The following is a 22,813-nucleotide window of genomic DNA, read 5'->3' as shown; positions in this document are numbered from 1 at the left end:
TTTTTACATAGAAAAGGAGGAAATCGGGATGCAGGGAGTTTGGATCATCGTGGCGTATATGGTCATCACAAACATCATCGGATTTGCGATAATGGGAATCGACAAAAGGAAAGCGCGTGCCCGTGAATACCGGATCAGTGAAAAGACACTATGGTTTTGGGCGTTCATCGGCGGAGGGACAGGATCATTTTTGGGGATGAGGCATTTTCGCCATAAGACGAAGCATGCTGCATTCAAATGGGGCCTGCCCCTGTTGATGGTCATCCAGTTAGGCTTAATCATCAAGATATTCATTCAATAGTCATATGAAGCCCATTTAATGTATATGCTTGAAGGAAGCAGCAAAGAGTAGCTGGAGGGAGAACATGAATGATAAACTGACACTTGTGATGAGCTACGTCCAATCCGGCAGTGTGTTCGCACCATTGATTTTTATCACGTTTCATTTGTTACGGCAATTTTTATTCATTCCCGTCATTGTCGTCTGCATATCAGGCGGGGTGTTATTCGGGGCAGCTTTCGGAACCATTTATTCGATAATCGGCTTGACGTTATCGAGCATGGTCTTTTATTTCGTGATAGGCAAATTTCCAAAAACCAAGGATAAGCTTCTGCGGCTTAAGAATAAGCTATTCGGAAACCGGAAGCTGAACAGCCGGCAGATTGCCGTGCTGCGGCTCATCCCGTTCATCCATTTCTATTTATTGTCGCTATGCTTATTGGAATCGAATAAAGGGTTGAAAAATTATTTTTACCTATCCTTCATGACCAATATCCCCGTTGCCTTCGTCTACACGGTATTTGGCCACTATATTGCAGATTTCAGCCCGACGCTGATCGTCATCATTTTATTATCCCTAACCGTCTTGCTCTATTTATTGAGGGAGAAGCAAACCGTCGTCCCCTGGAAGGAATTCTTCCGATCACATGAATAGATGAAGAGCCTTGAGTGCATTTCCCTCAAGGCTCTTCATGCGTGCCTGTCATTCTTTTTTCAAAAATTCCTTAACCGGACTTTTCCAATCGATAACCGCATCTGGATATTGTTTTTTTATCGCTGTCTCGATTTTCAAGAAGTCATTTCTCTTCAAGCCTTTCAATCCGGCGACCGTTTTAGGCCATATGAAGATCGATATGATCTCGAAGGAGCGTTCCGTCGTTCCCAAATACTTTTCCCCTTCAAACATGACCCCGTTATACGTCAACAAAAAATTCTTGCGGATATTGGCTGTATCGTCGAGAAGAAAATACTTTTTCTGTTCATGTGCCAGCTCTAATTTTCTTTTCGGGTTCGATAGGTATTTGATGACTGTGTATATGAAGAAGATGATAAGAGCCAAAAGAACGAACCGCATGATCAATACCATGGAGCTACCTCCCTAAACAGAGTGATTCCCTTCATTTACGTATGGGTTTTTAATAAGTTTCATTTATTTGTTATAATTTAATGGATGATGACAGAAAGTAGTGATGAAAATGAACATAGGAAAATTATTGGACATGCAGGCGGGTTTGGATGAACATATTCAAGCGAAGCATGATTTGGGTGCTGAAAACTTGATTGAACGGAAGGTCCTCGCCCTTCTGGTGGAGCTTGGGGAGCTGGCCAATGAAACGAGATGCTTTAAATTCTGGAGCCTTAAAGGTCCTGCCGAGAAAGAGACGATATTGGCTGAATACGTGGATGGCATTCATTTCATTCTGTCACTCGGGATCGAACTTGGTTTCGTACCGGAAATCCGATCGGACTCCAAAAAGCACGAGGCCGATCTGACGGCTCAATTCATTGCGATTTATGGCTATATCAGTGAATTCCGTACAAAGTTGACCGAATCATCGTATCAAAAGGTATTTGCGGAGTATCTATCTTTAGGGGAGATGCTCGGATTTTCCGCAGCGGATGTGGAACAGGCATACGTGAGCAAGAATGAAGTGAACTATGAACGCCAAAAGCAAGGCTACTGATTGTTTATGCAATCGATTTTTTGTATAATTATCCTTGTGATGTAAGGAATAGGGAGGTAAAAGGATGGCTCAATTGGATGAAACGTTACGAATGCTGCGGGACTTAACGGATGCCAAAGGCATTGCAGGCAATGAAAGTGAAGTAAGAAACGTGATGGCTGAATACATAACACCTTATGCCGATGAAATTTCCAGTGATGGGTTGGGAAGCCTGATTGCCATGAAGACGGGTGACGCAAACGGTCCGAAGATCGTGGTCACTGGCCATATGGACGAAGTTGGCTTCATGATCACCCAAATCGATGAAAAAGGATTTTTGCGCTTTCAGCCTGTAGGAGGCTGGTGGTCGCAGGTGATGCTTGCCCAACGCGTGACGATCGTGACGGGTAAAGGCGATGTAACCGGCATCATCGGTTCCAAACCGCCGCATATCCTGTCAGCCGAGGCGAGGAAAAAGCCAATCGATATTAAGGATATGTTCATTGATATAGGGGCATCAAGCAAGGAAGAAGTTAAAGAATGGGGCGTCAAGCCAGGGGACATGGTCGTGCCATATTTTGAGTTCACGGTCATGAATAATGAAAAGATGCTGCTTGCCAAAGCTTGGGATAATCGCATTGGCTGTGCCATCGCCATAGATGTGCTGAAGCAGCTGAAGGATAGCGAACATCCCAATGTCGTCTACGGGATCGGTGCGGTGCAGGAAGAAGTGGGACTGCGCGGCTCGAAAACATCGACATTCAAGATCCAGCCGGATATCGGTTTTGCCGTCGATGTCGGCATTGCTGGTGATACACCGGGGATATCCGATAAAGAAGCGATGAGTAAAATGGGGGACGGCCCGCAAATCGTCATATATGATGCATCGATGGTGGCACATAAGGGGTTGCGCGATTTCGTCACCGACACGGCCGATGAAATGAATATTCCTTATCAATATGAATCGATTCCAGGCGGTGGGACAGATGCCGGCTCCATCCACTTGACGGCGAATGGAGTGCCTGCATTGGCGATCACGATTGCAACCCGCTACATTCATTCGCATGCAGCCATGCTGCACCGGGACGATTACGAGAATGCGGTCAAGCTCATTGTCGAAGTGATCAAACGCTTGGACCGTGAAGCCGTAGATCGAATCATTTACGAATAATATCGGGAAAAATAGTAAGGGAGTGGACGTGAAAAAAGTCCACTCCCTTTTCTATTACTAACATCTATTTATCTTCGATGACGATATAGACTGCCTTGATGGGCCCGTGGACGCCAACGACAAGATCCATTTCGATATCGGCCGAATTGCTCGGTCCCGTTATGAAATTAATGCAGGAAGGAACGACTTCACCACGGGCGACTTTTGAACGGATGGCCGCTGCAGCTTGGGTCATTCGCGCAATGATTGTGCTTTTCGGGATGATCGAAATATGGCAGGAGGGAAGGAAGCTGATGGATCGGCCATGATCTTTGCTACTGAACAAGACAACGGTCGCTGATTCTGCCAGCGTCATTTCACTGAATGTGATTCCGATGTTTGCACGCTCGGCTTTTTCGATGTTTTTTCTGCCTGCGTGATGGTCCCATACAAACGTGTCTTTTTCCAATAATAATTCATCCAATTCATACTCTGAAAATCGATCGTCGTTCGGGATGATCAAGGGGCCGTTACCAAGCTGCTCGATCACCTGATTCAACCGATGCTTCACTTGCGTTGTATCGGTCAGGTGAAAATCGGTATGGACCCGTTTGCATTGTTCCTGCAATTCCTCGACAAGATCATTTGGTGTCGCATGTTTCAAAACCTCCCTTTGAGGGGCGTTCTTCCAAACGGGCGGTGAAATCCCTTCGGTTATAAGAGGCCTTCCTAGTTTTTTGGCAATATTGGCTAAGAACGTCCCTTCATTATGGATGGTCCCCTTCATGATGGGTTTCCCCCCTTCTCACGATGTTTGAACCAGTCCCGAAAGCTCTCTTTACCTGGCGCAGGAAACTCACGGCTTTCCGTCCAATTTTTCAGCGGTCCCGGCCCTTTTGAGATGCTGTCTCCCGTTTTGAAAGGAGACATGGCAGAAGGGACCATTTTGGAACCGAACTTATAAAGCATGGGGGAAGCTGCCCCGATCCCGAATGCCTTCATCGCCATCTTTTCTGAAAATGGAGCCATTTTTTCCTTTTCCACTATGACTTCACGATGCTTTCTTAGTAGATCGTGAAGCGGAATCTTAACCGGACAGGCATCTGTGCAGGCTGCACAGAGAGTCGACGCATATGGAAGCTCCTTGAAATCATCATATCCTCCGAGCAAGGGGGATAGCACGGCCCCGATTGGCCCTGGATAAATGGATCCGTATGAATGGCCGCCAACCTGGCGATAAACCGGGCATACATTAATGCAGGCAGCACAGCGGATGCATTGCAGGACGGATTGAAACTCGGTTCCTAATATGGAGGAACGTCCGTTATCGACGATCACCAGATGGAATTCCTCGGGGCCGTCGACATCGCCTTCATCTCGCGGTCCGGTGAGAGCAGTGATGTAGCTGGTCAATCGTTGACCGACGGCGCTTCTTGTCAAGAGGCTGACAAGGACCTCGAATTCATCGAAAGTGGGGACGAGCCGTTCCATTCCCATCACGGTAATTTGCGTTTTGGGAAGGGCGGTGACCAAATCGGCATTCCCTTCATTCGTCACCAAACCGATCGAGCCCGTTTCCGCTATTGCAAAATTACAGCCCGTAATCCCCACATCGGCGCTTAGGAAATCCTTTCGGAGGATGCCTCTGACATGGGCAGTTAGTTCTTCCGGTTTTTCGGTTTGGGTATAGGCAAGCTTCTCTTTGAAAACATCCCTAATTTGTTCTTTATTTTTATGAAGGGCAGGTGCGACGATATGGGAAGGGGGATCATGATCATCCACCTGTAATATGTATTCGCCAAGATCCGTTTCCACGACATCGAGGCCAATCGCTTCAAGGGAAGCATTCAAATTGATCTCTTCCGTGACCATCGATTTGGATTTCACGATTTTCTTGGCCTTCTTATCCACAATCACATCCTTGATGTAACCGCTTGCTTCTTCAGCCGTCTCCGCGAAAAAAACGTGACCGCCCCGTTTCGAAACATTTGCTGCAAGCTGGTGCAAATAGAAGTCAAGGTTGGCGAGGACATGCTGCCGGATTTCTTGCCCAAGGGAACGCCAATCCTCCCAATTGCCCAATTCATCAACCGCCGTCAGCCTCCGTCCATGCAATCGTTCTTGGGCACTCGATACGGCCATGCGCATAAAATCATTATGTATTCCTTCATCCACCCGTTCTTTAAACTTGGCCGAGCTCGTTTTCATTGCCATCGTTTTTCCCTCCTTGCTTTCTTTATTTACTATTCAGCACTTCCGCAATATGAAGCACCCGAATCGGTTCCCCTTTCCTTTGGATGCGTCCGCCGATATTCATCAAGCATCCTGCATCGCCGCCTATTAAAAAATCGGCCCCGGTGTCTTGAATATTGCACACCTTCTCCTCCACCATTTGACCGGAAATATCGCCCATCTTAACCGAAAACGTGCCGCCGAATCCGCAGCAGTTTTGGGCATCTGGAAGAGGGGTCATCTCAAGGCCATTTACATGGCTTAATAAAATCGCAGGGGCCTCCTTCACGTTAAGCAGCCTTGTCATATGGCATGAAGTATGATAAGTCGCCCTTCCCTTGAAGGTTGCCCCGACATCGGTGACCTTCAAGACATCGACGATGAACTGGGTCAATTCATAGGTTTTCGCCGCTAAAGAGACAGCTTTCTTTTCCCATTCAACATCGCCTTGAAAAAGAACCGGATATTCCTTGAACATCGCCGCACAGGAGCCGGAAGGAGTGACGATGTATTCAGCGTCTGCGAAGGTTTTGATCATTTTTTTCATCGCTTCCTTCGAATCCTTTGTATACCCGCTATTATATGCCGGCTGTCCGCAGCATATCTGGGATTCCGGGAAGTCGATCTCACAGCCCAATCTCTCTAGCAGCTCCACCGTCGCTTTACCGACATTGGCATGAAACAGATCAACTAAGCATGTCGCAAAGAGAGTCACTTTCAATTTGTACTCCTCCTTTAACAAATAGGTTAACAGGTCATCTGATGACTGGAAAATAGAAAAAGGAAATGGTGAATACCAATTTCCAATGTTTTTGCATGAAGCAATCATTTTCAAAATAATATATCAATTTTATCTCCGTTTGTATAGAGTATTTTTGAAAATTCAGGAAAAATCAGTGATTCCCTTGTTGATTTTTTTTGATGACCCCATCCAATGATTCCTCGACACTTTGCAGATGAAACAGCATGGCATCACGCGCTCCGGCTTCATCTTGGTCAACGATGGCCTCATAAATCCGCGCATGTTGCTGATAGAGCTGATTAAGCGACATTTCCTCGGAATATAAGGCATACCTGCGGATATCCCGCATCTTTTCCGTCATTAATTCTGAAACGTGGTTCATCAAGGAAATCAGCAACTCATTTTGTGAAGCGTTTGCGACGGCAACATGAAAAGCGATATCGGCTTTATCACTCAATTCTTCATCGTCGGAGACATTTTTCATATGGGAAAGCCTTTTCTTCAGTTCGGTAAGGTTATCATTCGTTCGTTTCTTCGCAGCAACTTCTGCCGTACCGGATTCGAGGATTTTTCGAACCTCGAGCAAATGCTTGATATTATCTTGATCCATCAAAAGCGCAGCAGTCAAGGGATGATTCATGATGGCTGGGTCGAAGGTTTTCACGAATGTGCCTTCCCCTTGCTTGATTTCGATGAGGCCCATTGAGCTTAATGCACTTAGTGCCTCACGGATGGCCGGGCGCCCGACTTGGAAATTTTCCGCAAGCTGCTGGATGGAATCCAATTGTTCACCTGGCTTCAGGGTACCAGACCGAATCATTTCATAAAGTTCATCGCTGACGACTTCATAAATTTTTTTCGGCTTTATTTTTTTGTATACCAAGTTAGTAGCACCTCTATTTTCTATGAGTTTCTCTAGTTAATAGTATATAACACAAATGTTCTTTCACCCTCATTGAAGGTTGGAAAATCCAATGAAAAATAAAAAAATCTTGATTTTATATTTTTAATCATTTAATTTTAATGAATACTCATCAAGTCATCAGATGACTTTGGGTTTTTTGGTTTGTAAGGGTTTTCATCTAGAGGTTGATTTCAGAATTTTTTAAAAAATTTATCGTAAATGGAGTCGAAATGAATGACCTGGACACAAAACTTTACCCCGATCACTGATCATTTAATTTTATCTTCTCTTGTTGCACTCATCCCCATCCTTTACTTTTTCTGGGCTCTTGCCATCAGAAGGATGAAGGGCTACTTGGCTGGATTAACGACGTTACTTGTAGCTCTTGCGGTGGCTGTATCGGTCTATGGAATGCCTGCAGGAAAGGCGTTGATGTCCGCTTCACAAGGAGCGGTCTACGGACTGCTGCCAATCGGATGGATCATCATCACCTCCGTATTTTTGTACAAAATGACGGTGAAAAGCGGCCAATTCAATATTATTCGGTCTTCGGTCCTTTCACTTACCGAAGACCGGCGCCTGCAAGCATTATTGGTGGCCTTTTCCTTCGGGGCCTTTTTGGAAGGCGCCGCTGGATTTGGCGCGCCTGTGGCAATTTCGGCCGCCCTTTTAGTCGGACTCGGGTTTAACCCGCTATATGCCGCCGGTATTTGCTTGATCGCAAACACGGCGCCGGTTGCTTTCGGCGCCGTTGGCATACCGATCATCGCGATGGAAGGGCCAACTGGCATTGCGGCGATGGAGATATCGAAAATGGTCGGCCGTCAGCTGCCATTCCTTTCGGCTTTCATCCCGCTTTACCTGATTTTGATCATGGCTGGATGGAAAAGATCGCTGGAGGTCTTGCCGGCCATTTTGGTTTCCGGCTCTTCCTTTGCCATCACCCAGTATGTAAGCTCGAATTTCCTCGGCCCTGAGCTGCCGGATATCCTTTCTGCGTTAGTGTCACTCTTTGCCTTAGCGATCTTTCTTAAATTCTGGAAGCCTAAAACGATCTTTCGCTTTGCATCCGAGGAAACGGCTGCATCTGCCGAACCGCTGAATGAGTCGTCCGAGAAAGAACCAGTGTACACGAAAGGGCAGATCGTCCATGCGTGGTCGCCATTCCTGCTATTGACATTTTTCATAACCATTTGGGGGATAAGCCCGGTAAAACTGGCGCTGACTGGCCATTATGAAGGCCATAACTTTCTGCTGGGGGGAATCAATGAACTTGGAAAACTAGTAACCTTCCAAGTGGAAGTGCCGGGGCTGCATAATGCAATTATCGGAGGAAACGGCCAGCCGATAGCCGCTTTCTTTAAATTGGAGCTGATTGGTGCGGCGGGAACGGCGATTTTACTGGCTGCCATCGTTACGAAGTTCCTGGTCCATATGCCGGTAAAAGATTTTTTCACCACCTTTGCCGAAGCGATGGGCGAGTTGGCGAAACCGATCTTGATGATTTCTTCCGTTGTCGCCTTTGCCTACGTTACGAATGCCTCGGGCATGTCGACAACTTTAGGGATGACCCTTGCGAAATCGGGGGATTTGTTTCCGTTCTTCGCACCGGTTCTTGGCTGGCTAGGTGTGTTCATAACCGGCTCGGATACATCAGCCAATCTCTTGTTTGGCAGTCTTCAGAAGGTGACGGCGCTTAAGGTCGGAATGGAACCGGTCCTGGCGCTTGCAGCAAACTCTTCCGGAGGGGTGACGGGGAAGATGATTTCACCTCAATCGATCGCGATTGCTTGTGCCGCCGTTGGACTGGCCGGCAGGGAATCGGAGTTATTGAGATTCACGATCAAACATAGTTTATTCTTATTGCTGCTCGTTTGCATGATTACCTTCTTGCAAAATGGCGTCCTTTCCTGGATGATACCATAAGGAGAATGGCCTTATGCAGAAGAGACTCAAAAATACGCCAAGACCAATGGGGAAGGAGGAAGGACCATGCAATTGTCAGCCGTTGCTGAGAAATTGGTGCATGAGGTCCGGAAATTGATCGATGAGGAAATCATCATCATCGATCATGCAGGCACGATCATTGCAAGCACCGATGACAGCCGGATCGGCTCCTATCATGAAGGGGCGATACATGCTTTTAAAAACCGCGAGAAACTGATCATAAATAAACAGGATGAACGAAATTGGAAAGGGGTGAAGGCGGGAATCAACCTGCCGATTTTCTTTAATCAGGAAGCCGTTTGCGTGATTGGGATCACTGGGGAACCCAATCTTGTTTCCCCATATGCAGAACTATTAAAAAAGATGACGGAATTGTTCATTCAGGAAAGCTATCACCTCGAACAGGAGGAATCCCGATCACGCCTGATGGAATTCTTCGTCTTTGAATGGCATCAACTGGAAACATTCAATGAGCCATTCCTTCAGAAGGCAAAGATGCTTGGCATCGATGTTCATGTGGACAGGGTCATCATCCTTGGTGAATTCAAGACTGAAAAAGTCATCGAACCTCATGTATGGAGGGCGCTTCAGATTTACGTAAGGCAGCAGCATCCATCGGACATCGTCGTCCGATGGGGCCGGAATCAGTTCGTCCTTCTCTCAGCAGCCGATTTTTTTGGATCAAAAGATCAACAATTAATGAAATTACGTAAACTGCAAAGAAAGCTCGAAGATAGCACCGGTTATAAAATGTGTGCAGGGGTTAGCCCGAGTATGTCTGGCTCCGCCTTCAGAAAGGCTTTTTATAAAGCGGAGCGCTCGTTGAAGATTGCGTTTCCAGCAGCGGGAATCGTCTTTGATGAGGATTTGAAACTTGAAGTCCTGCTTGATGAGGTCACCCGGGAAACAAGACAGGAATATGTAACCCGTACGATAGAGGATTTGCTTCCCAATGAGGAGTTGCTTAAAACCCTTTCCATGTATTTTGCCTGTGATCTGTCCATGAAGGACACATCTGCAGCCCTTCATATACATATCAATACCCTCCATTATAGACTCAAGCGGATCGAAGACATGACCGAATTGAATCCAAGGAACCTAGCAGATTTGGTCACACTCTATCTAGCGTTGAAGGTATTGGATAAACATACAAAATATTTGTAAATGAAACGTGAAATTCTGTGTTTTCATACATAGAAGTTGGCGTTGTTTTTTCCTTATACTTAAATCATATCGATGCTATCAAATAGGATTGTAAATATGAGGGGGAAATACATACATGATAACGGAGCAGATCAAGCAGTTACTCCTTGTCATCGTTGGAGCGGAAAACTACGATGATTCAAAGGTGGAGTGCCTGGTTCATTCATATGATGCGACACCAGGGTATCAAGCGATGCCTGATGCGGTCATTAAACCTGGTTGTACAGCTGAAGTGTCAGACATCGTCAAGGTATGCAACGCGTACAAGATTCCCATCATTCCACGCGGATCCGGAACGAATTTGAGCGGCGGCACCTGTCCGATGGAGGGCGGGCTTGTTCTATTATTCAATCGAATGAATGCTTTGCTGGAAATAGATGAGGAGAACTTAACGGCAACGGTGCAGCCCGGTCTCATCACATTGGACTTGATTTCAGCGGTTGAAGCGAAGGGGTTATTTTATCCGCCCGATCCAAGTTCGATGAAAATCTCCACGATCGGAGGCAACATTAATGAAAACTCCGGTGGCTTGCGGGGGTTGAAATATGGAGTCACGCGCGATTATGTCATCGGGCTTGAGGTGGTCCTTCCGAATGGGGATATCATTCACACAGGAGGCAAGCTTGCGAAGGATGTAGCGGGGTACGATTTAACGAAGCTGATGGTCGGTTCAGAGGGGACGCTAGGAATCGTTACGGAAGCGATCTTAAAACTGATTCCCACCCCGGAAACGACAAAGACGATGCTGGCCTTGTATCAAGACTTGGATGCCGCAGCCCAGTCCGTGGCAAAAATCATTTCGAATAAAATCATTCCGGTCACCCTTGAATTTCTTGACCGGCCGACATTGGCCGTCGTTGAGGATTTTGCAAAGATCGGGTTGCCGACCGATGTGGAAGCGGTTCTTTTGATTGAACAGGATGGTCCTTTAGAAGTGGTGGAACGTGATATGAAAAGGATGGCTGATATCTGTCTCGAGGAAAAGGCAGTTTCCGTGGAAATTGCCGAGACGGAGGCTGATGCAGCTGCGCTGAAAACGGCAAGACGTACTGCGCTCTCTGCACTGGCACGTCTGAAGCCGACGACCATTTTGGAAGACGCCACCGTTCCCCGTTCGGAAATTGCCAAGATGGTTCGAGCGATCAATCAAATCGCAAAGCAGCATGACGTGAACATTTGTACTTTCGGTCATGCCGGGGATGGGAACCTTCACCCTACCTGCATTACGGACGCTCGTGATCATGATGAAATGGAGCGTGTGGAGCTCGCATTTGCTGACATTTTTGCTGCGGCCATCGATCTTGGCGGGACGATCACCGGTGAACATGGAGTGGGTGCGATGAAGGCGCCTTACCTTGAATGGAAGCTAAAGAAGGAAGGGGTTGCCGCCATGAGGGCGATAAAGCAAGCATTCGATCCCCATGGCATCATGAATCCCGGAAAAGTCTTTGCCAAGGAAAGCAGGAAAAGAGTGGTGGTTTCGTCATGACGACCGTTCAGGAAAGAGAAGCGATTGCCAATCAATTCGCGGAAAGAATGAATGAAGATGAATTGCTGAATTGCATGCGATGTGGTTTTTGCCTGCCCCATTGTCCAACATACATCGAATCCGGATCAAAGGAATCCCATTCGCCGAGGGGGAGAATTGCCCTGATGAAAGCGGTGACGGATGGGTTGATAGAGCCCGATGAAGATGTGGAACGCTCTTTAAGTCTATGCCTGGGCTGCAGGGCTTGTGAGCCCGTTTGCCCTTCCGGTGTGAAATATGGACATCTTCTGGAAGAAGCAAGAGATATCATCCATCAAAATAAGGAGCATAGCTTTCCTGTGAAAACGATCCGCAAGGCCGTTTTCAGCGGATTATTCCCACATCAGGAGCGAATGCAGAACATGACGAGCTTACTTGGCTTTTATCAGAGATCCGGCCTGCAATATATCGCCCGTAAAACAGGGGTACTCAGCATGCTGCCCGATAATTTGGCGACCATGGAAAAGGTGCTGCCAAAGGTCCCGACAAAATCGGAAATGAAAAAAAGGCCAACCGGTCTGCCTTCGATTGGCCCAGTCCTTAAAAAGGTGGCCTTCTTTTCCGGCTGCTTGATGGATACGATGTTTCTGGAAACGAACAAGGCAACACTAAAGCTCCTTCAGGTCGCCGGATGTGAAATCGTGATTCCAAAATCCCAAGCTTGCTGTGGGGCGCTCCATGGGCACAGTGGCGAAAAAGAAGGAGCTAAGCAGCTGGCCAAGCGTAATATTGAAGCGTTTGAAGCGGACGGGGTGGATTATATCATTACGAATGCCGGTGGTTGTGGAGCTTTTCTCATTGATTATGACCATTTGCTCCAAGAAGACCCAGTTTGGCATGAACGGGCAATGGCCTTCAAAGGTAAGTTGAAGGACATTAGCGAAATTCTGGTCGATTTACGCTTTCATGAAAAAACTCGCCTGAAATTGCCAGCTCAAACCATCACATTCCAGGATTCCTGTCACTTACGAAATGTGATGAATACATCCATTGCTCCACGTATTCTACTTCAAGCGATAGAAGGAATCGATTTCAGGGAAATGAAGGATGCTGATCGCTGCTGCGGCTCTGCCGGAATTTATAATATTGTGGAATCAGAGATGTCCATGAAAATCCTTGACTCGAAAATGGAGCACACCAAATCGACGCAGGCGGATATTGTTGTGACGGCGAACCCTGGCTGTTTGTTGCAAATGCAGCTCGGAATCGAGCGCGAAAAGATGGGGGATTGCACGAAAGCGGTACATATTGCCGACCTACTCTTGGAAGCTGCGGCATTATAATAGAAGAAAACGGCAGGAAAATTGAACGCCGACCCTAGGCTGCAACTGTTCGGATGGTATTATATGTCTAAACATTACGTTTTAAATAATGAGCAAACCATTGAAAAACCTAGTTTTCCGTGAAATGATCGTTCTATTCTGAGAACAAATCGTCATGTTTTAACATAAATGAAATGTGGATTCCTCGTTTACTTAGGTGACAAGCGGGTACAAATTATATATGAGCTACCATATAGCACAACAAACCCTAAGGAGGAATGTACAATGAATAAAACAGTTTATGGAGTATATGAATCGAATGCAGAAGTGATCCAAGCGATTAATGCACTCAAGGCCAAAGGCTTTGAAGGGGACGATATCACGGTTGTGGCTGATAAGGAAGAAACATTGGATTTTACCCATCACCAACGTGAAACGGATGTTCATACAATGACGAATGTTTCTAACGACGAATCTTTCATGGACAAGGTGGCCCGCTTCTTCATGCCGGACGATACAGCTGACCTATCAACAAGATTGGCGAATGCAGGCCTTTCCAATAGTGACGCAGCTGAGCATGTCTTTGATGTGGAAAACGGAAAGGTTCTCGTCCTAGTTGAAGAAGGGGAAGGACATCTTGGAACGGCAAAAGATCAATTCACGACCGCAAGAACGGACACGGCTGGAACAAGGCTGGATGCGAACACCACGCCCCCTCTTTATAACAATGCCGAAAAAACCGATGCCTTAAATAAGGAAGATGTATATGGAATGAACGGACAAGGTCGTGAATTGCCGGAAGATGAACAGACGCTCAAGCTTCGTGAAGAGCAGCTGAATATCGATAAAGAAAGAGTTCAGACCGGTGAAGTTGTCATCAATAAAGAAGTGAAAGAACAACATAAAACGATCAATGTCCCTGTTGAGCATGAAGAGGTGACTGTCGAGCATCGATCCGTTTCAGGACGTGAAGCGAATCTCGAACCTGGCAGCAGCATTCAAGATGGGGAAACGATACGTATTCCTGTCGTCGAGGAAAAATTGGAAGTATCAAAAAAACCAATCGTAACAGACGAAATCGTCATCAAAAAACATGCTGTTCAAGAAACCGAACAGGTTAAAGATACCCTGAAAAAGGAAGAAATTCAGCTTGATAGTACAGATGACTCGATCGTAAATGAAAAAAACGCAGCTGAACGAAGAGGCGACCGCTTCTAAGTGTAAAAAAATAAGCTGCAGCATGAAAAAAGGGCTTCGGAATGTTCCCCATTCCAAAGCCCTTTTTCATTTAACTTGATCACAGCATTACTTGATGAATCGCAAGAGTATGCGAAACCAGCCATTGTTTAAAAAGCAGCCCTTGGGGTATACCTACAAATAAGAAACGTTTCAGAAAATAAGGAGGAAGAGATGCATGGTTAAAGCATTATATGGTGTGTACGATACTAAAACAGAAGTATATCAGGCTATACAATCCTTAAAGGAAACAAGAAGACATGAAGGGGAAATAACCGTAATCGCCAATAAAAAGGAAGATTTCGATTTTGGCAATGAAGGAAGAAATCCGGATGTGGACGTCGTAACGAATGCCAATGAAGATTCCTTCTTGGATAAGATGAAGCATTTTTTCCTGAACGAAGGCTCTCGGGACATTAGGAACAGGCTGGGTGAATTGGGGCTTGCCGATAGCGAAGCGACCGCTTATATAAATGAGGTGGAGTCAGGGAAATTCTTGATCCTTACAGATGACCAGGCAGCCGCTTCCAAAGACATGCATGATGACGAATCCCTTATAGAAGATCCGCTAAAAACAGGAGTGGTGAACAACCCGGACCCGAATCTTTTTCCTGAGACGACTGCCAATGCCTATCAAACAAGGGAAGTTGAGGCACAGCCAGGGAGAAGCACAGAACTGCACGGAAATTCTTCCGATATTTTTGAAAATCAACAAGAGCTGGAAACGAAGCGGTCTCAAGAAAGGGAAATCAGGGCTAATTCCACTGAAAAATTTAAACAACAGGAGAAAATGGACCATGAAGGCACATTGACTAGCGACCCCCATGCCGACCCATTTTCAGCCGATGCCCAAAAAGAACGGAATGCAGAAAGATCTGTAAACCGTGATGTTAAAGAGGAAGAAGATCCGTTGGAGGACGATTACATCAAAAATAGAATCAATACCGATCATCTGTAAAGGCGCAAACTAACAGCCGGCCAAAGGCTGTTAGTTTTTGAATTTGAATGGAAACTCCTTTAGGCAAAGGAGTTTTTCGGCCAGGTACTAGCATTTCCCATTGCATTATTTGCTTGTTTATTGATAAAGCGACAAGGTATAATTACAGAGGAATTCTATTTCAAGTGAAGGAACAAGGAGGAAGAAAACATGGACAAAAACGTTTATGGTGTTTTTGACTCTAATCCGGAATTACTTGCTGCAATTCATGATTTACAAGCAAAAGGCGTGACCGGCATACAAATGACAGTCGCAGCTGATATAAAAAATGATGTGCAGCTCGGAAACGACCATACGGATATATTGATCATCGCCAATCAGGATAAGGATACTTTTTTAGAGAAAATCATCCATTTCTTCACAGAAGAAGGTTCAGGGGATTTGCGTACCTTTTTCACGAAATACGGGTACTCCGTAACCGAGACGAATGAGATCCTCGAAGAAGTGAAAGCAAAAAAATACATTCTGCTTCTTGATGAAGAAGTATCTGTTGCAGAAATGATGGCTGACCCAGATAAAGTGGTGCCGATGACGAAGTAAGCGAATCAAAAAAATAACAGCCTCCGAGGGCTGTTATTTTTTTAATCCTGATTCAAGGGCATTGATCATTTCCTGTTTTTCTTGATCAGATGAATTTTGCCAGATGACCTCGAATAATACTCCCAAGCCAGGCAGCATTTTTTCCTCGCCGTTTTGTATCGCATCGACAATCGTGTCTTCCAGCTGCTCCTGCGAATTTCCAGATACATTTTGGATGATCGCATTACGTAGGTTTAAATTCACAATTATTCCTCCTCTAACACATAATGACTGACATTAATAGCATTTCACAAACGGGCATGCAATATGTATGCGATTTGCGTTATAATAGGAAAATCAGTGTGAAGTCAAAGGAGCGTTTACCCTTGAAATATATCGAATCCGTAAAAAACCCGCAAGTCAAGCAATGGAAGAAGCTATTGACGAAAAAAGAGCGCGATAAGACAGGCAAATATTTAGTCGAGGGCTTCCACCTTGTTGAAGAAGCCTTAAAAGAAGAAATCGTCATGGAAGTCATCGTAAATGAAGAAACGGAAATGCCCGCCCATTTTAAATTGGAAGGCACGGAAGTCATTTATGTGAAACATGATATTATGAAAGCAATATGCGACACCGAGGCCCCGCAAGGAATTGCTGCGGTGTGTGAACAAAAAGTAATGAGCATGGAGTCCATCAATCCGGATAAACTATTATTGATTGATGCTGTTCAGGATCCGGGGAATATAGGTACGATGATCAGGACAGCGGATGCAGCTGGTATGGATGCAGTCATCGTTGGCGAAGGCTGTGCAGATTTATACAACCCGAAAGTGGTCCGTTCGACACAGGGAAGTCTATTCCGTATGCCAGTCATCAAAGCAAACCTATCCGAGGTCATCGAAGAGCTGAAACAGAAGGGGACGCCGGTTTATGGCACGGCTTTGGAAGGCGCTTCACCATTTGAAGAAGTCGAAAAAACATCCCGATTCGCCCTGCTTGTCGGTAATGAAGGCCAAGGTGTTTCGAAAGAATTATTGGCAAAAACGACTCAAAATCTCTATATTCCCATTTATGGAAAAAGCGAATCGCTTAATGTAGGGATCGCAGCCGGGATTTTAATGTATCATTTGCGAAAATGAATTTGAAACGGCCGCCGAATTATAATATAATGAAACAGAATTTTATAATGCAAACAACGATGACAAAGAGTAGTACCTTAAGTTATCCATATCCAGGGAAAAAATGCCTCGACTGAAAGCATTTTTATGGCGCTGCTTAAGTGAATTCACCTTTCGAGTTGGCATTGGGAAGACACATCGTCCGAAAAATGTTCCGGTGAAAAGCCGTTATTTTCATGAAGTGAGTGCAGGAGTTTTTTGTCCTTGCACTAATAAGGGTGGTACCGCGATACATAAACCTCGTCCCTTTAGGGATAGGGGTTTTTTTGTGTTCATTTTTACAAAAGGAAAATAAAGGAGGAAAACATGATGCAGGAACGATTACTAGAACTGCAGGAAGAAGCGTTGCAAAAAGTAACCGCCGCTTCCGAACTTAAGGAACTGAATGAAGTCCGGGTTGCTTATTTAGGGAAAAAAGGCCCGATCACTGAGGTATTGCGTGGCATGGGGAAGCTGTCAGCAGAGGAACGCCCGAAAATCGGGGCGCTTGCCAATGACGTCCGTGAGGCGATCGCTTCAAAAATCGAGGAAAAACAAAAGGCTCTTGAAACGGCAGCTGTCAATGCTAAGCTAGCAACGGAAACGATTGACGTGACATTGCCAGGACGTCCCGTAAACAGGGGGAACCATCATCCGTTAACACGTGTTGTGGAAGAAATTGAAGATTTATTCATCGGAATGGGATACACCGTTGCGGAAGGTCCGGAAGTCGAAAGCGACTACTACAACTTCGAGGCACTTAACCTGCCAAAAAGCCATCCGGCACGTGATATGCAGGACTCCTTCTACATCACGGAGGAAATCCTGATGCGGACGCACACTTCACCTGTTCAAGCAAGGACGATGAAAAAACATAAAGGTCAAGGCCCTGTTAAAATCATTTGCCCTGGGAAAGTATATCGCCGCGATAACGATGATGCGACACACTCCCATCAATTCCAGCAAATCGAGGGCTTGGTCATCGATGAGAACATCAGCATGAGCGATCTAAAAGGAACGCTTGACGTATTTGCCAAAAAAGTATTCGGGCAAGATCGTGAAATCCGTCTTCGTCCAAGTTTCTTCCCATTCACGGAGCCATCCGTCGAAGTCGATATTTCCTGTAAAATCTGCGGTGGTAAAGGGTGCAGCGTATGTAAAAAAACAGGCTGGATCGAAGTGCTTGGCGCCGGGATCGTTCATCCGAACGTCCTTGAAATGGCTGGGTTCGATTCCAAAAAATACTCTGGGTTCGCATTTGGAATGGGCGTGGAACGGATCGCGATGCTGAAATACGGTGTGGACGATATTCGCCATTTCTATACGAATGATGTTCGATTCTTAAAGCAATTCAACCATCACGAAGCATAAATTTTATTTTTATAAAGGAGGACCTACCATGTTTGTCTCATATAAATGGTTACAAGATTATGTTGACCTTTCAGGCATCAATGCGATGGAGCTAGCTGACAAAATCACGAAAAGCGGCATTGAGGTTGAAGGGGTGGAAAAGAAAAGTGAAGGGCTAAAAGGTGTCGTCATCGGCCACGTCATTGAACGTGAACAGCATCCAAATGCCGATAAATTGAATAAGTGCCAAGTTGATATCGGGGCAGAACATCCCGTTCAGATCATCTGTGGGGCACCGAATGTCGATAAAGGCCAAAAAGTCGCAGTCGCCACTGTTGGCGCAGTCCTTCCAGGTAATTTCAAAATCAAGAAAGCGAAGCTGCGCGGAGAAGAATCACACGGGATGATTTGCTCCCTCCAAGAATTGGGGTTTGAATCCAAGCTCGTTTCCAAGGATTATGCTACAGGCATCTTCGTCTTCCCCAATGATGTGGAAGTAGGAAAAGATGCATTGGAGGAGCTTGGTTTAAGTGATGAAGTGCTGGAACTCGGGCTGACTCCAAACCGTTCGGATGCTTTGAGCATGCTCGGTGTAGCCTACGAAGTGGGGGCTATCCTCGGCCGGGAAGTGAAATGGCCGGTCATCGAGAAAGAAGAAGCAGCTGAAAAAGCGACGGATTACATCAGTGTCAAAGTGGAAGCGAAAGAAGATAACCCGGTATACATCGCTAAAATCATCAAAGATGTAAAAATTGGTCCTTCACCGCTTTGGATGCAAACACGACTAATGTCGGCAGGTATCCGGCCGCATAATAATGTCGTCGATATCACGAATTACATCTTACTTGAATACGGCCAGCCGCTGCATGCCTTTGATTATGACCGTTTCGGTTCAAAAGAAATCGTCATCCGCAGGGCGAAGGATGCTGAAAAAATCGTAACGCTTGATGAAGCAGAACGCACATTGACACCGAATCATTTAGTGATCACAAACGGCAGCGAGCCTGTTGCGATAGCTGGTGTGATGGGCGGAGCCGATTCTGAGGTGAAAAACGATACGACGAACATCATCCTTGAAAGTGCCTATTTCGCAGGTACGGTCGTTCGTAAAGCTTCAAAAGATCACGGCTTGCGCAGTGAAGCGAGTGCACGTTTTGAAAAAGGCGTCGATCCGGCCCGTGTACGTGAAGCTGGGGAACGTGCGGCACAATTGATTGCCCAATATGCTGGCGGAACAGTCCTGCAAGGAACGGCAGAAGTGGACGAATTGACAATGGAACCTGCAGTCATCAGCATCACCCTTGAAAAAATCAACAAGCTTCTTGGAACAGACATGACCGTAACCGAAGTGGAATCCATCTTCAACCGCCTGCAATTCGGCGTGGAACTTGACAATGAAACGTTCACGATCACTGTACCGACACGCCGTGGGGACATTACGATTGAAGCTGACTTGGTCGAAGAAGCGGCACGTTTATATGGATATGATAACATTCCGACTACACTGCCGATCGGCTGTGCTACCCCTGGCCATTTGACGGACTATCAAATGAAACGGCGGAAGGCACGCCGTACACTTGAAGGAGCAGGCCTTTATCAAGCGGTGACCTATTCACTGACAAGCGAGGAAAAAGCAGCGCAATTCGCATTGGAAGCAAGAGAATCGATTCGATTAGCCATGCCGATAAGCGAAGAAAGAAGCCAGCTGCGTTTAAGCATCGTGCCTCAATTGCTTGAAGTCGTAAAATATAACAATGCCCGCCAACTGGATTCTTTAGCTCTATATGAAATCGGATCAGTATTCTTTAAACGGGATGACCACGAGCTACCAGATGAAAAAGAACATATCGCCGGAGCCATCACAGGCCTATGGGAAGCACATCCATGGCAAGGCGAAAAGAAACCGGTCGACTTCTTTGTAGCCAAAGGCGTGATCGAAGCATTATTCGATACACTTGGGTTAACGGATCAAATCAGTTACCGCCAAGCACAAATCAATGACATGCATCCAGGGCGGACAGCGGAAGTCCTGTTGAATGGTGATGTGATCGGCTTTATCGGCCAAGTGCACCCAACTGTCCAAAAAGACTTGGATATAAAAGAAACATATATTTTCGAACTTTCCTTAAAGGCATTGGCAGAAGCCGAAGTGGCGCCAATTGCCTACGAAACCATTCCGCGCTACCCATCGACAACACGCGATATTGCGCTCGTTGTCGATCAAGCGACAAAAGCCGGAGACATTCAAAACATTATTGAAGAAGCCGGAGGCAAGCTACTCAAGGAAGTAACCATCTTCGACTTATACGAGGGTGAAAGAATGGAGCAAGGCAAGAAATCCATTGCCTACTCACTGAAATACTTCGATCCGGAACGTACACTAACCGACGAAGACATTACAAAAGCGCATGAAAAAGTACTAGAAGCCGTAAAAGAAAAAGCCGGCGCAGAACTAAGAGGATAAAACAAAAAGACAGCTCCCTGAAACGCGGGAAGCTGTCTTTTTATGAACTCCCGAGTAAAGCACCCAAACTGGCGGGTAAACTGCAAAAAAAGCGGCTGTTCCCGGAAGAACGGCCGCTTCGCCTTTATTTATGGTATTTTTGTTGGTATAACCGCTTTGCTTTTTCGGTATTGGCGAAGTGGGTTTTCGTGAATTCGTGCAAGGAGTCCATTCCTTTTTCATGGATCAATCGTGCGGCGGCTTCGTCCACGGCAAATCCGGCTCCTTTCGGGATTTTGAATCCGGCTTTTTCACTTAGCAAATCAAAGCGTTTGACGAAGGCGTATCGTGCCAGGATGGATGCGGCGGCTACGCCAAGGTGGATGCCTTCCGCTTTTGTGCATAAATAAGTGGCGTTTGCCTGAAACCGTTCTTGGCCCTTCAAATAATTAAAAAATACATCAGGTTGGGCGAATTGGTCGATAAGGACAGCTTCCGCTTGCTCCGGCTGAATTTTTTGCATCAGAAGCTTGATCGCTTGGTTATGGAGGAGGGCCTTCATTTTTCCTTGTGACATCCCTTGAGCCTGCAGCGTATTATATTTGGGGTTATCGCAAGTAAGCAGGCTGAATGGCACGACATTCTTGATCTGTTTGGCAATTTCGATGATCTGAGGATCTTTAAGATTTTTCGAATCCTGAACACCAAGCTCCCTCAATAGGGGAAGCTGCTCCTTTTTCGCATAAACGGCTACGACCGTAATCGGGCCGAAATAGTCTCCTGTCCCAACTTCATCGGAACCTATCACGGACATCGTTCCGATATGGGCAGGCGGTGAATACCGGTGGACATTGACCGAAGAGGTGGATGCCGTTTTTTTCTTTGGCGCGGCGGCTGTAGCGGCCTGCTGCCATTTACCGGCTTCCAGTTCGGCATTCTTACCTTGGAAAAGGACCTTTCCGGATTTATAGGCGGTCACCGTGCATAGCGGCGGCTTGGCGGAAAAGATGCTCCCTGGCGGCTGTTTGGTGGCTAAGGATGAAGAATAATGAACTTGCATCGCTTTTATTTGGGCGGGATTGATGAGTAAAACAACATGGGACATAATCGGTAAACTCCTAACTTCATATTATTATTTAGGCAAGCTGCTTCTTAGTTCGTTTTCATTTGACAAATTATTGCAGTTTTTATACAAGAAATGACGTGGTACTCTCTTTCATGACGAAAAACTTCATGATATGATAGAATTAGGATTGTTTAGATTGGGGGCATCATTTTGTCAGACGATAAACGAAATAAAACAACAGTTGATATATACGGACAACCATATACAATCGTCGGAACAGAAAGCGCAAGCCATATGCGCCTGGTCGCTTCGATGGTTGACGAAAAAATGAGAGAAATCAGTATGAAAAACCCATACTTGGATACAAGCAAGCTAGCGGTACTAACGGCCGTAAATACCATCCACGAATATATTAAGTTAAAAGATGAACTAGACCAGCTTCAACTGGAATTAAAGAGAGAGAAGGACTGAGTACATGCTTGATTTAGCAATTCTGGCCATTCTTTTAATCGGTTTATTAATCGGTTTAAAGCGTGGCTTCATTTTACAGACTGTTCATATGACAGGGTTCATAGTGGCCTTTATCGTCGCATATGTGTTTTATGGAGATCTTGCTCCCAATCTGAAATTGTGGATCCCGTTTCCGACGATGAGTGATTCCTCGGCGCTTACTATGTTTTTTGAAACAGTCGGGCTCGAAACGGCGTATTACAATGCGATTGCCTTTGCCATCATTTTCTTTGCGGCCAAGATCCTTTGGCAAATGCTTGGCTCGATGCTCAATTTCATTACCCACCTACCGATATTGAAACAGCTGAATCGCTGGGGTGGCGGGATATTGGGCTTTATCGAAATCTATCTTATCATGTTTATTATATTATATATAGCTGCCATGCTGCCAATGGATTCGATCCAGAAGCCATTAGCGGGATCTTTTCTGGCAGAATCGATCGTGAAACATACACCGTTCCTTTCCGAACAAGTGAAAGAACTTTGGTTCCAAAAACCAGATCAATCATAATGACAGTTACCGAGGGCCTGCCTCCCTTTCTCAAAGTCCTGGATTTTGAATGGGGGAGGCCCCTTTTCTGTAATAGCGTGATCTTGCCTTGAATCATGGCAAGGAGCGGCCT

The 22,813-nt window shown here is 45.9% G+C and carries 23 protein-coding genes and 1 other annotated feature; of the genes, 16 read left to right on the top strand and 7 right to left on the bottom strand.

Features of this window, described 5'->3' with window-relative positions:
- Positions 1–28: 28 nt before the first annotated feature.
- Together MHI53_RS17445 and MHI53_RS17440 are read left to right on the top strand one after the other, a co-directional pair.
- A complete protein-coding gene (locus MHI53_RS17445) occupies positions 29–301 on the top strand; it encodes a DUF1294 domain-containing protein (RefSeq protein ID WP_340371827.1) in 273 nt (90 codons plus the stop codon).
- 64 nt (positions 302–365) lie between these two features.
- Entirely contained in the window at positions 366–935 is a 570-nt protein-coding gene (locus tag MHI53_RS17440) for a VTT domain-containing protein (RefSeq protein ID WP_061142199.1), read from the top strand.
- 48 nt (positions 936–983) lie between these two features.
- Here MHI53_RS17440 and MHI53_RS17435 read toward each other — a convergent pair whose 3' ends face one another.
- On the bottom strand, positions 984–1,367 hold the full coding sequence (locus tag MHI53_RS17435; protein WP_100532933.1) for a sigma-w pathway protein ysdB: 384 nt from the start codon (positions 1,365–1,367) through the stop codon (positions 984–986).
- A gap of 109 nt (positions 1,368–1,476) precedes the next feature.
- Here MHI53_RS17435 and MHI53_RS17430 point away from each other — a divergent pair, with 109 nt between their 5' ends.
- Both MHI53_RS17430 and MHI53_RS17425 read left to right on the top strand, forming a co-directional pair.
- Entirely contained in the window at positions 1,477–1,965 is a 489-nt protein-coding gene (locus MHI53_RS17430; protein WP_340371826.1) for a dUTP diphosphatase, read from the top strand.
- Positions 1,966–2,029: 64 nt separating this feature from the next.
- Entirely contained in the window at positions 2,030–3,115 is a 1,086-nt protein-coding gene (locus MHI53_RS17425; protein ID WP_061142197.1) for a M42 family metallopeptidase, read from the top strand.
- Positions 3,116–3,179: 64 nt separating this feature from the next.
- Here MHI53_RS17425 and MHI53_RS17420 read toward each other — a convergent pair whose 3' ends face one another.
- From MHI53_RS17420 to MHI53_RS17405, 4 genes are all read right to left on the bottom strand, one after another.
- On the bottom strand, positions 3,180–3,884 hold the full coding sequence (locus MHI53_RS17420) for a lactate utilization protein C (protein ID WP_340373699.1): 705 nt from the start codon (positions 3,882–3,884) through the stop codon (positions 3,180–3,182).
- On the bottom strand, positions 3,878–5,308 hold the full coding sequence (locus tag MHI53_RS17415; protein WP_340371825.1) for a LutB/LldF family L-lactate oxidation iron-sulfur protein: 1,431 nt from the start codon (positions 5,306–5,308) through the stop codon (positions 3,878–3,880). The genes MHI53_RS17420 and MHI53_RS17415 overlap by 7 nt, the downstream gene beginning before the upstream one ends.
- A 22-nt stretch (positions 5,309–5,330) precedes the next feature.
- Positions 5,331–6,047, bottom strand: coding sequence for a (Fe-S)-binding protein (locus MHI53_RS17410; protein ID WP_061142194.1), 717 nt, complete (start codon positions 6,045–6,047; stop codon positions 5,331–5,333).
- Between the two features lie 172 nt (positions 6,048–6,219).
- On the bottom strand, positions 6,220–6,951 hold the full coding sequence (locus MHI53_RS17405) for a FadR/GntR family transcriptional regulator (protein WP_061142193.1): 732 nt from the start codon (positions 6,949–6,951) through the stop codon (positions 6,220–6,222).
- 255 nt (positions 6,952–7,206) lie between these two features.
- Between MHI53_RS17405 and MHI53_RS17400 the strand changes: the two genes are divergently transcribed.
- The 7 genes from MHI53_RS17400 (at position 7,207) to MHI53_RS17370 (ending at position 15,685) form a co-directional block, all read left to right on the top strand.
- Positions 7,207–8,898 carry a lactate permease LctP family transporter gene (locus MHI53_RS17400; protein ID WP_340371824.1) on the top strand — a complete coding sequence of 564 codons (1,692 nt, stop codon included), beginning with the start codon at positions 7,207–7,209 and terminating at the stop codon, positions 8,896–8,898.
- Positions 8,899–8,964: 66 nt separating this feature from the next.
- Complete coding sequence (locus tag MHI53_RS17395; protein WP_340371823.1) at positions 8,965–10,083, top strand: sugar diacid recognition domain-containing protein; 1,119 nt, start codon at positions 8,965–8,967, stop codon at positions 10,081–10,083.
- Positions 10,084–10,198: 115 nt separating this feature from the next.
- The gene (gene glcD, locus MHI53_RS17390) at positions 10,199–11,611 is read left to right on the top strand and encodes a glycolate oxidase subunit GlcD (RefSeq protein ID WP_340371822.1); all 1,413 of its coding nucleotides are present in this window, start codon (positions 10,199–10,201) and stop codon (positions 11,609–11,611) included.
- Complete coding sequence (locus tag MHI53_RS17385) at positions 11,608–12,933, top strand: (Fe-S)-binding protein (protein ID WP_340371821.1); 1,326 nt, start codon at positions 11,608–11,610, stop codon at positions 12,931–12,933. The genes glcD and MHI53_RS17385 overlap by 4 nt, the downstream gene beginning before the upstream one ends.
- Before the next feature lie 264 nt (positions 12,934–13,197).
- A complete protein-coding gene (locus MHI53_RS17380) occupies positions 13,198–14,130 on the top strand; it encodes a YsnF/AvaK domain-containing protein (protein ID WP_061142188.1) in 933 nt (310 codons plus the stop codon).
- Between the two features lie 196 nt (positions 14,131–14,326).
- On the top strand, positions 14,327–15,106 hold the full coding sequence (locus MHI53_RS17375; RefSeq protein ID WP_340371820.1) for a general stress protein: 780 nt from the start codon (positions 14,327–14,329) through the stop codon (positions 15,104–15,106).
- 189 nt (positions 15,107–15,295) lie between these two features.
- Positions 15,296–15,685 (top strand): general stress protein, encoded by a 390-nt coding sequence (locus MHI53_RS17370; protein ID WP_061142186.1) that lies wholly within the window; start codon positions 15,296–15,298, stop codon positions 15,683–15,685.
- Between the two features lie 33 nt (positions 15,686–15,718).
- On the opposite strand, the gene sspI is transcribed toward MHI53_RS17370, so the two are convergent.
- On the bottom strand, positions 15,719–15,928 hold the full coding sequence (sspI, locus tag MHI53_RS17365) for a small acid-soluble spore protein SspI (RefSeq protein WP_061142185.1): 210 nt from the start codon (positions 15,926–15,928) through the stop codon (positions 15,719–15,721).
- A gap of 122 nt (positions 15,929–16,050) precedes the next feature.
- Here sspI and MHI53_RS17360 point away from each other — a divergent pair, with 122 nt between their 5' ends.
- The 3 genes from MHI53_RS17360 to pheT all read left to right on the top strand — a co-directional run bounded on the left by MHI53_RS17360 (position 16,051) and on the right by pheT (position 20,635).
- The gene (locus tag MHI53_RS17360) at positions 16,051–16,803 is read left to right on the top strand and encodes an RNA methyltransferase (protein ID WP_340371819.1); all 753 of its coding nucleotides are present in this window, start codon (positions 16,051–16,053) and stop codon (positions 16,801–16,803) included.
- A 50-nt stretch (positions 16,804–16,853) separates the two neighbouring features.
- Positions 16,854–17,093: a binding site (T-box leader), on the top strand.
- A 58-nt stretch (positions 17,094–17,151) separates the two neighbouring features.
- Entirely contained in the window at positions 17,152–18,192 is a 1,041-nt protein-coding gene (gene pheS / locus MHI53_RS17355) for a phenylalanine--tRNA ligase subunit alpha (protein WP_340371818.1), read from the top strand.
- 28 nt (positions 18,193–18,220) lie between these two features.
- Positions 18,221–20,635: a phenylalanine--tRNA ligase subunit beta gene (pheT, locus tag MHI53_RS17350; RefSeq protein ID WP_340371817.1), complete on the top strand. Its 2,415-nt coding sequence runs from the start codon at positions 18,221–18,223 to the stop codon at positions 20,633–20,635.
- Between the two features lie 124 nt (positions 20,636–20,759).
- Here the strand turns inward: pheT and rnhC are convergent, their stop codons facing one another.
- The gene (gene rnhC, locus MHI53_RS17345; protein ID WP_061142181.1) at positions 20,760–21,719 is read right to left on the bottom strand and encodes a ribonuclease HIII; all 960 of its coding nucleotides are present in this window, start codon (positions 21,717–21,719) and stop codon (positions 20,760–20,762) included.
- A 171-nt stretch (positions 21,720–21,890) separates the two neighbouring features.
- On the opposite strand from rnhC, the gene zapA reads away from it, so the two are divergent.
- Together zapA and MHI53_RS17335 are read left to right on the top strand one after the other, a co-directional pair.
- The gene (gene zapA / locus MHI53_RS17340) at positions 21,891–22,151 is read left to right on the top strand and encodes a cell division protein ZapA (RefSeq protein ID WP_057911494.1); all 261 of its coding nucleotides are present in this window, start codon (positions 21,891–21,893) and stop codon (positions 22,149–22,151) included.
- A 4-nt stretch (positions 22,152–22,155) separates the two neighbouring features.
- A complete protein-coding gene (locus MHI53_RS17335; protein WP_061142180.1) occupies positions 22,156–22,701 on the top strand; it encodes a CvpA family protein in 546 nt (181 codons plus the stop codon).
- The last annotated feature ends 112 nt before the right edge of the window (positions 22,702–22,813 follow it).

Origin of the sequence: Peribacillus sp. FSL E2-0218, from assembly GCF_037992945.1 — a bacterium.
GTDB classification, from domain to species: Bacteria; Bacillota; Bacilli; order Bacillales; family DSM-1321; genus Peribacillus; species Peribacillus simplex_B.
The sequence above is the reverse complement of the archived record's forward strand: the minus strand, read 5'-3'. Positions and strand labels throughout refer to the sequence as shown.

Coding starts and splice junctions, on each gene's coding strand:
- MHI53_RS17400 (WP_340371824.1), top strand. CDS start 7,207: ATGACCTGGACACAAAACTTTACCCCGATCACTGATCATTTAATTTTA.
- MHI53_RS17380 (WP_061142188.1), top strand. CDS start 13,198: ATGAATAAAACAGTTTATGGAGTATATGAATCGAATGCAGAAGTGATC.
- MHI53_RS17395 (WP_340371823.1), top strand. CDS start 8,965: ATGCAATTGTCAGCCGTTGCTGAGAAATTGGTGCATGAGGTCCGGAAA.
- MHI53_RS17335 (WP_061142180.1), top strand. CDS start 22,156: ATGCTTGATTTAGCAATTCTGGCCATTCTTTTAATCGGTTTATTAATC.
- pheS (WP_340371818.1), top strand. CDS start 17,152: ATGCAGGAACGATTACTAGAACTGCAGGAAGAAGCGTTGCAAAAAGTA.
- rnhC (WP_061142181.1), bottom strand. CDS start 21,719: ATGTCCCATGTTGTTTTACTCATCAATCCCGCCCAAATAAAAGCGATG.
- MHI53_RS17440 (WP_061142199.1), top strand. CDS start 366: ATGAATGATAAACTGACACTTGTGATGAGCTACGTCCAATCCGGCAGT.
- MHI53_RS17445 (WP_340371827.1), top strand. CDS start 29: ATGCAGGGAGTTTGGATCATCGTGGCGTATATGGTCATCACAAACATC.
- MHI53_RS17415 (WP_340371825.1), bottom strand. CDS start 5,308: ATGGCAATGAAAACGAGCTCGGCCAAGTTTAAAGAACGGGTGGATGAA.
- MHI53_RS17385 (WP_340371821.1), top strand. CDS start 11,608: ATGACGACCGTTCAGGAAAGAGAAGCGATTGCCAATCAATTCGCGGAA.
- MHI53_RS17375 (WP_340371820.1), top strand. CDS start 14,327: ATGGTTAAAGCATTATATGGTGTGTACGATACTAAAACAGAAGTATAT.
- glcD (WP_340371822.1), top strand. CDS start 10,199: ATGATAACGGAGCAGATCAAGCAGTTACTCCTTGTCATCGTTGGAGCG.
- MHI53_RS17435 (WP_100532933.1), bottom strand. CDS start 1,367: ATGGTATTGATCATGCGGTTCGTTCTTTTGGCTCTTATCATCTTCTTC.
- MHI53_RS17425 (WP_061142197.1), top strand. CDS start 2,030: ATGGCTCAATTGGATGAAACGTTACGAATGCTGCGGGACTTAACGGAT.
- pheT (WP_340371817.1), top strand. CDS start 18,221: ATGTTTGTCTCATATAAATGGTTACAAGATTATGTTGACCTTTCAGGC.
- MHI53_RS17430 (WP_340371826.1), top strand. CDS start 1,477: ATGAACATAGGAAAATTATTGGACATGCAGGCGGGTTTGGATGAACAT.
- MHI53_RS17370 (WP_061142186.1), top strand. CDS start 15,296: ATGGACAAAAACGTTTATGGTGTTTTTGACTCTAATCCGGAATTACTT.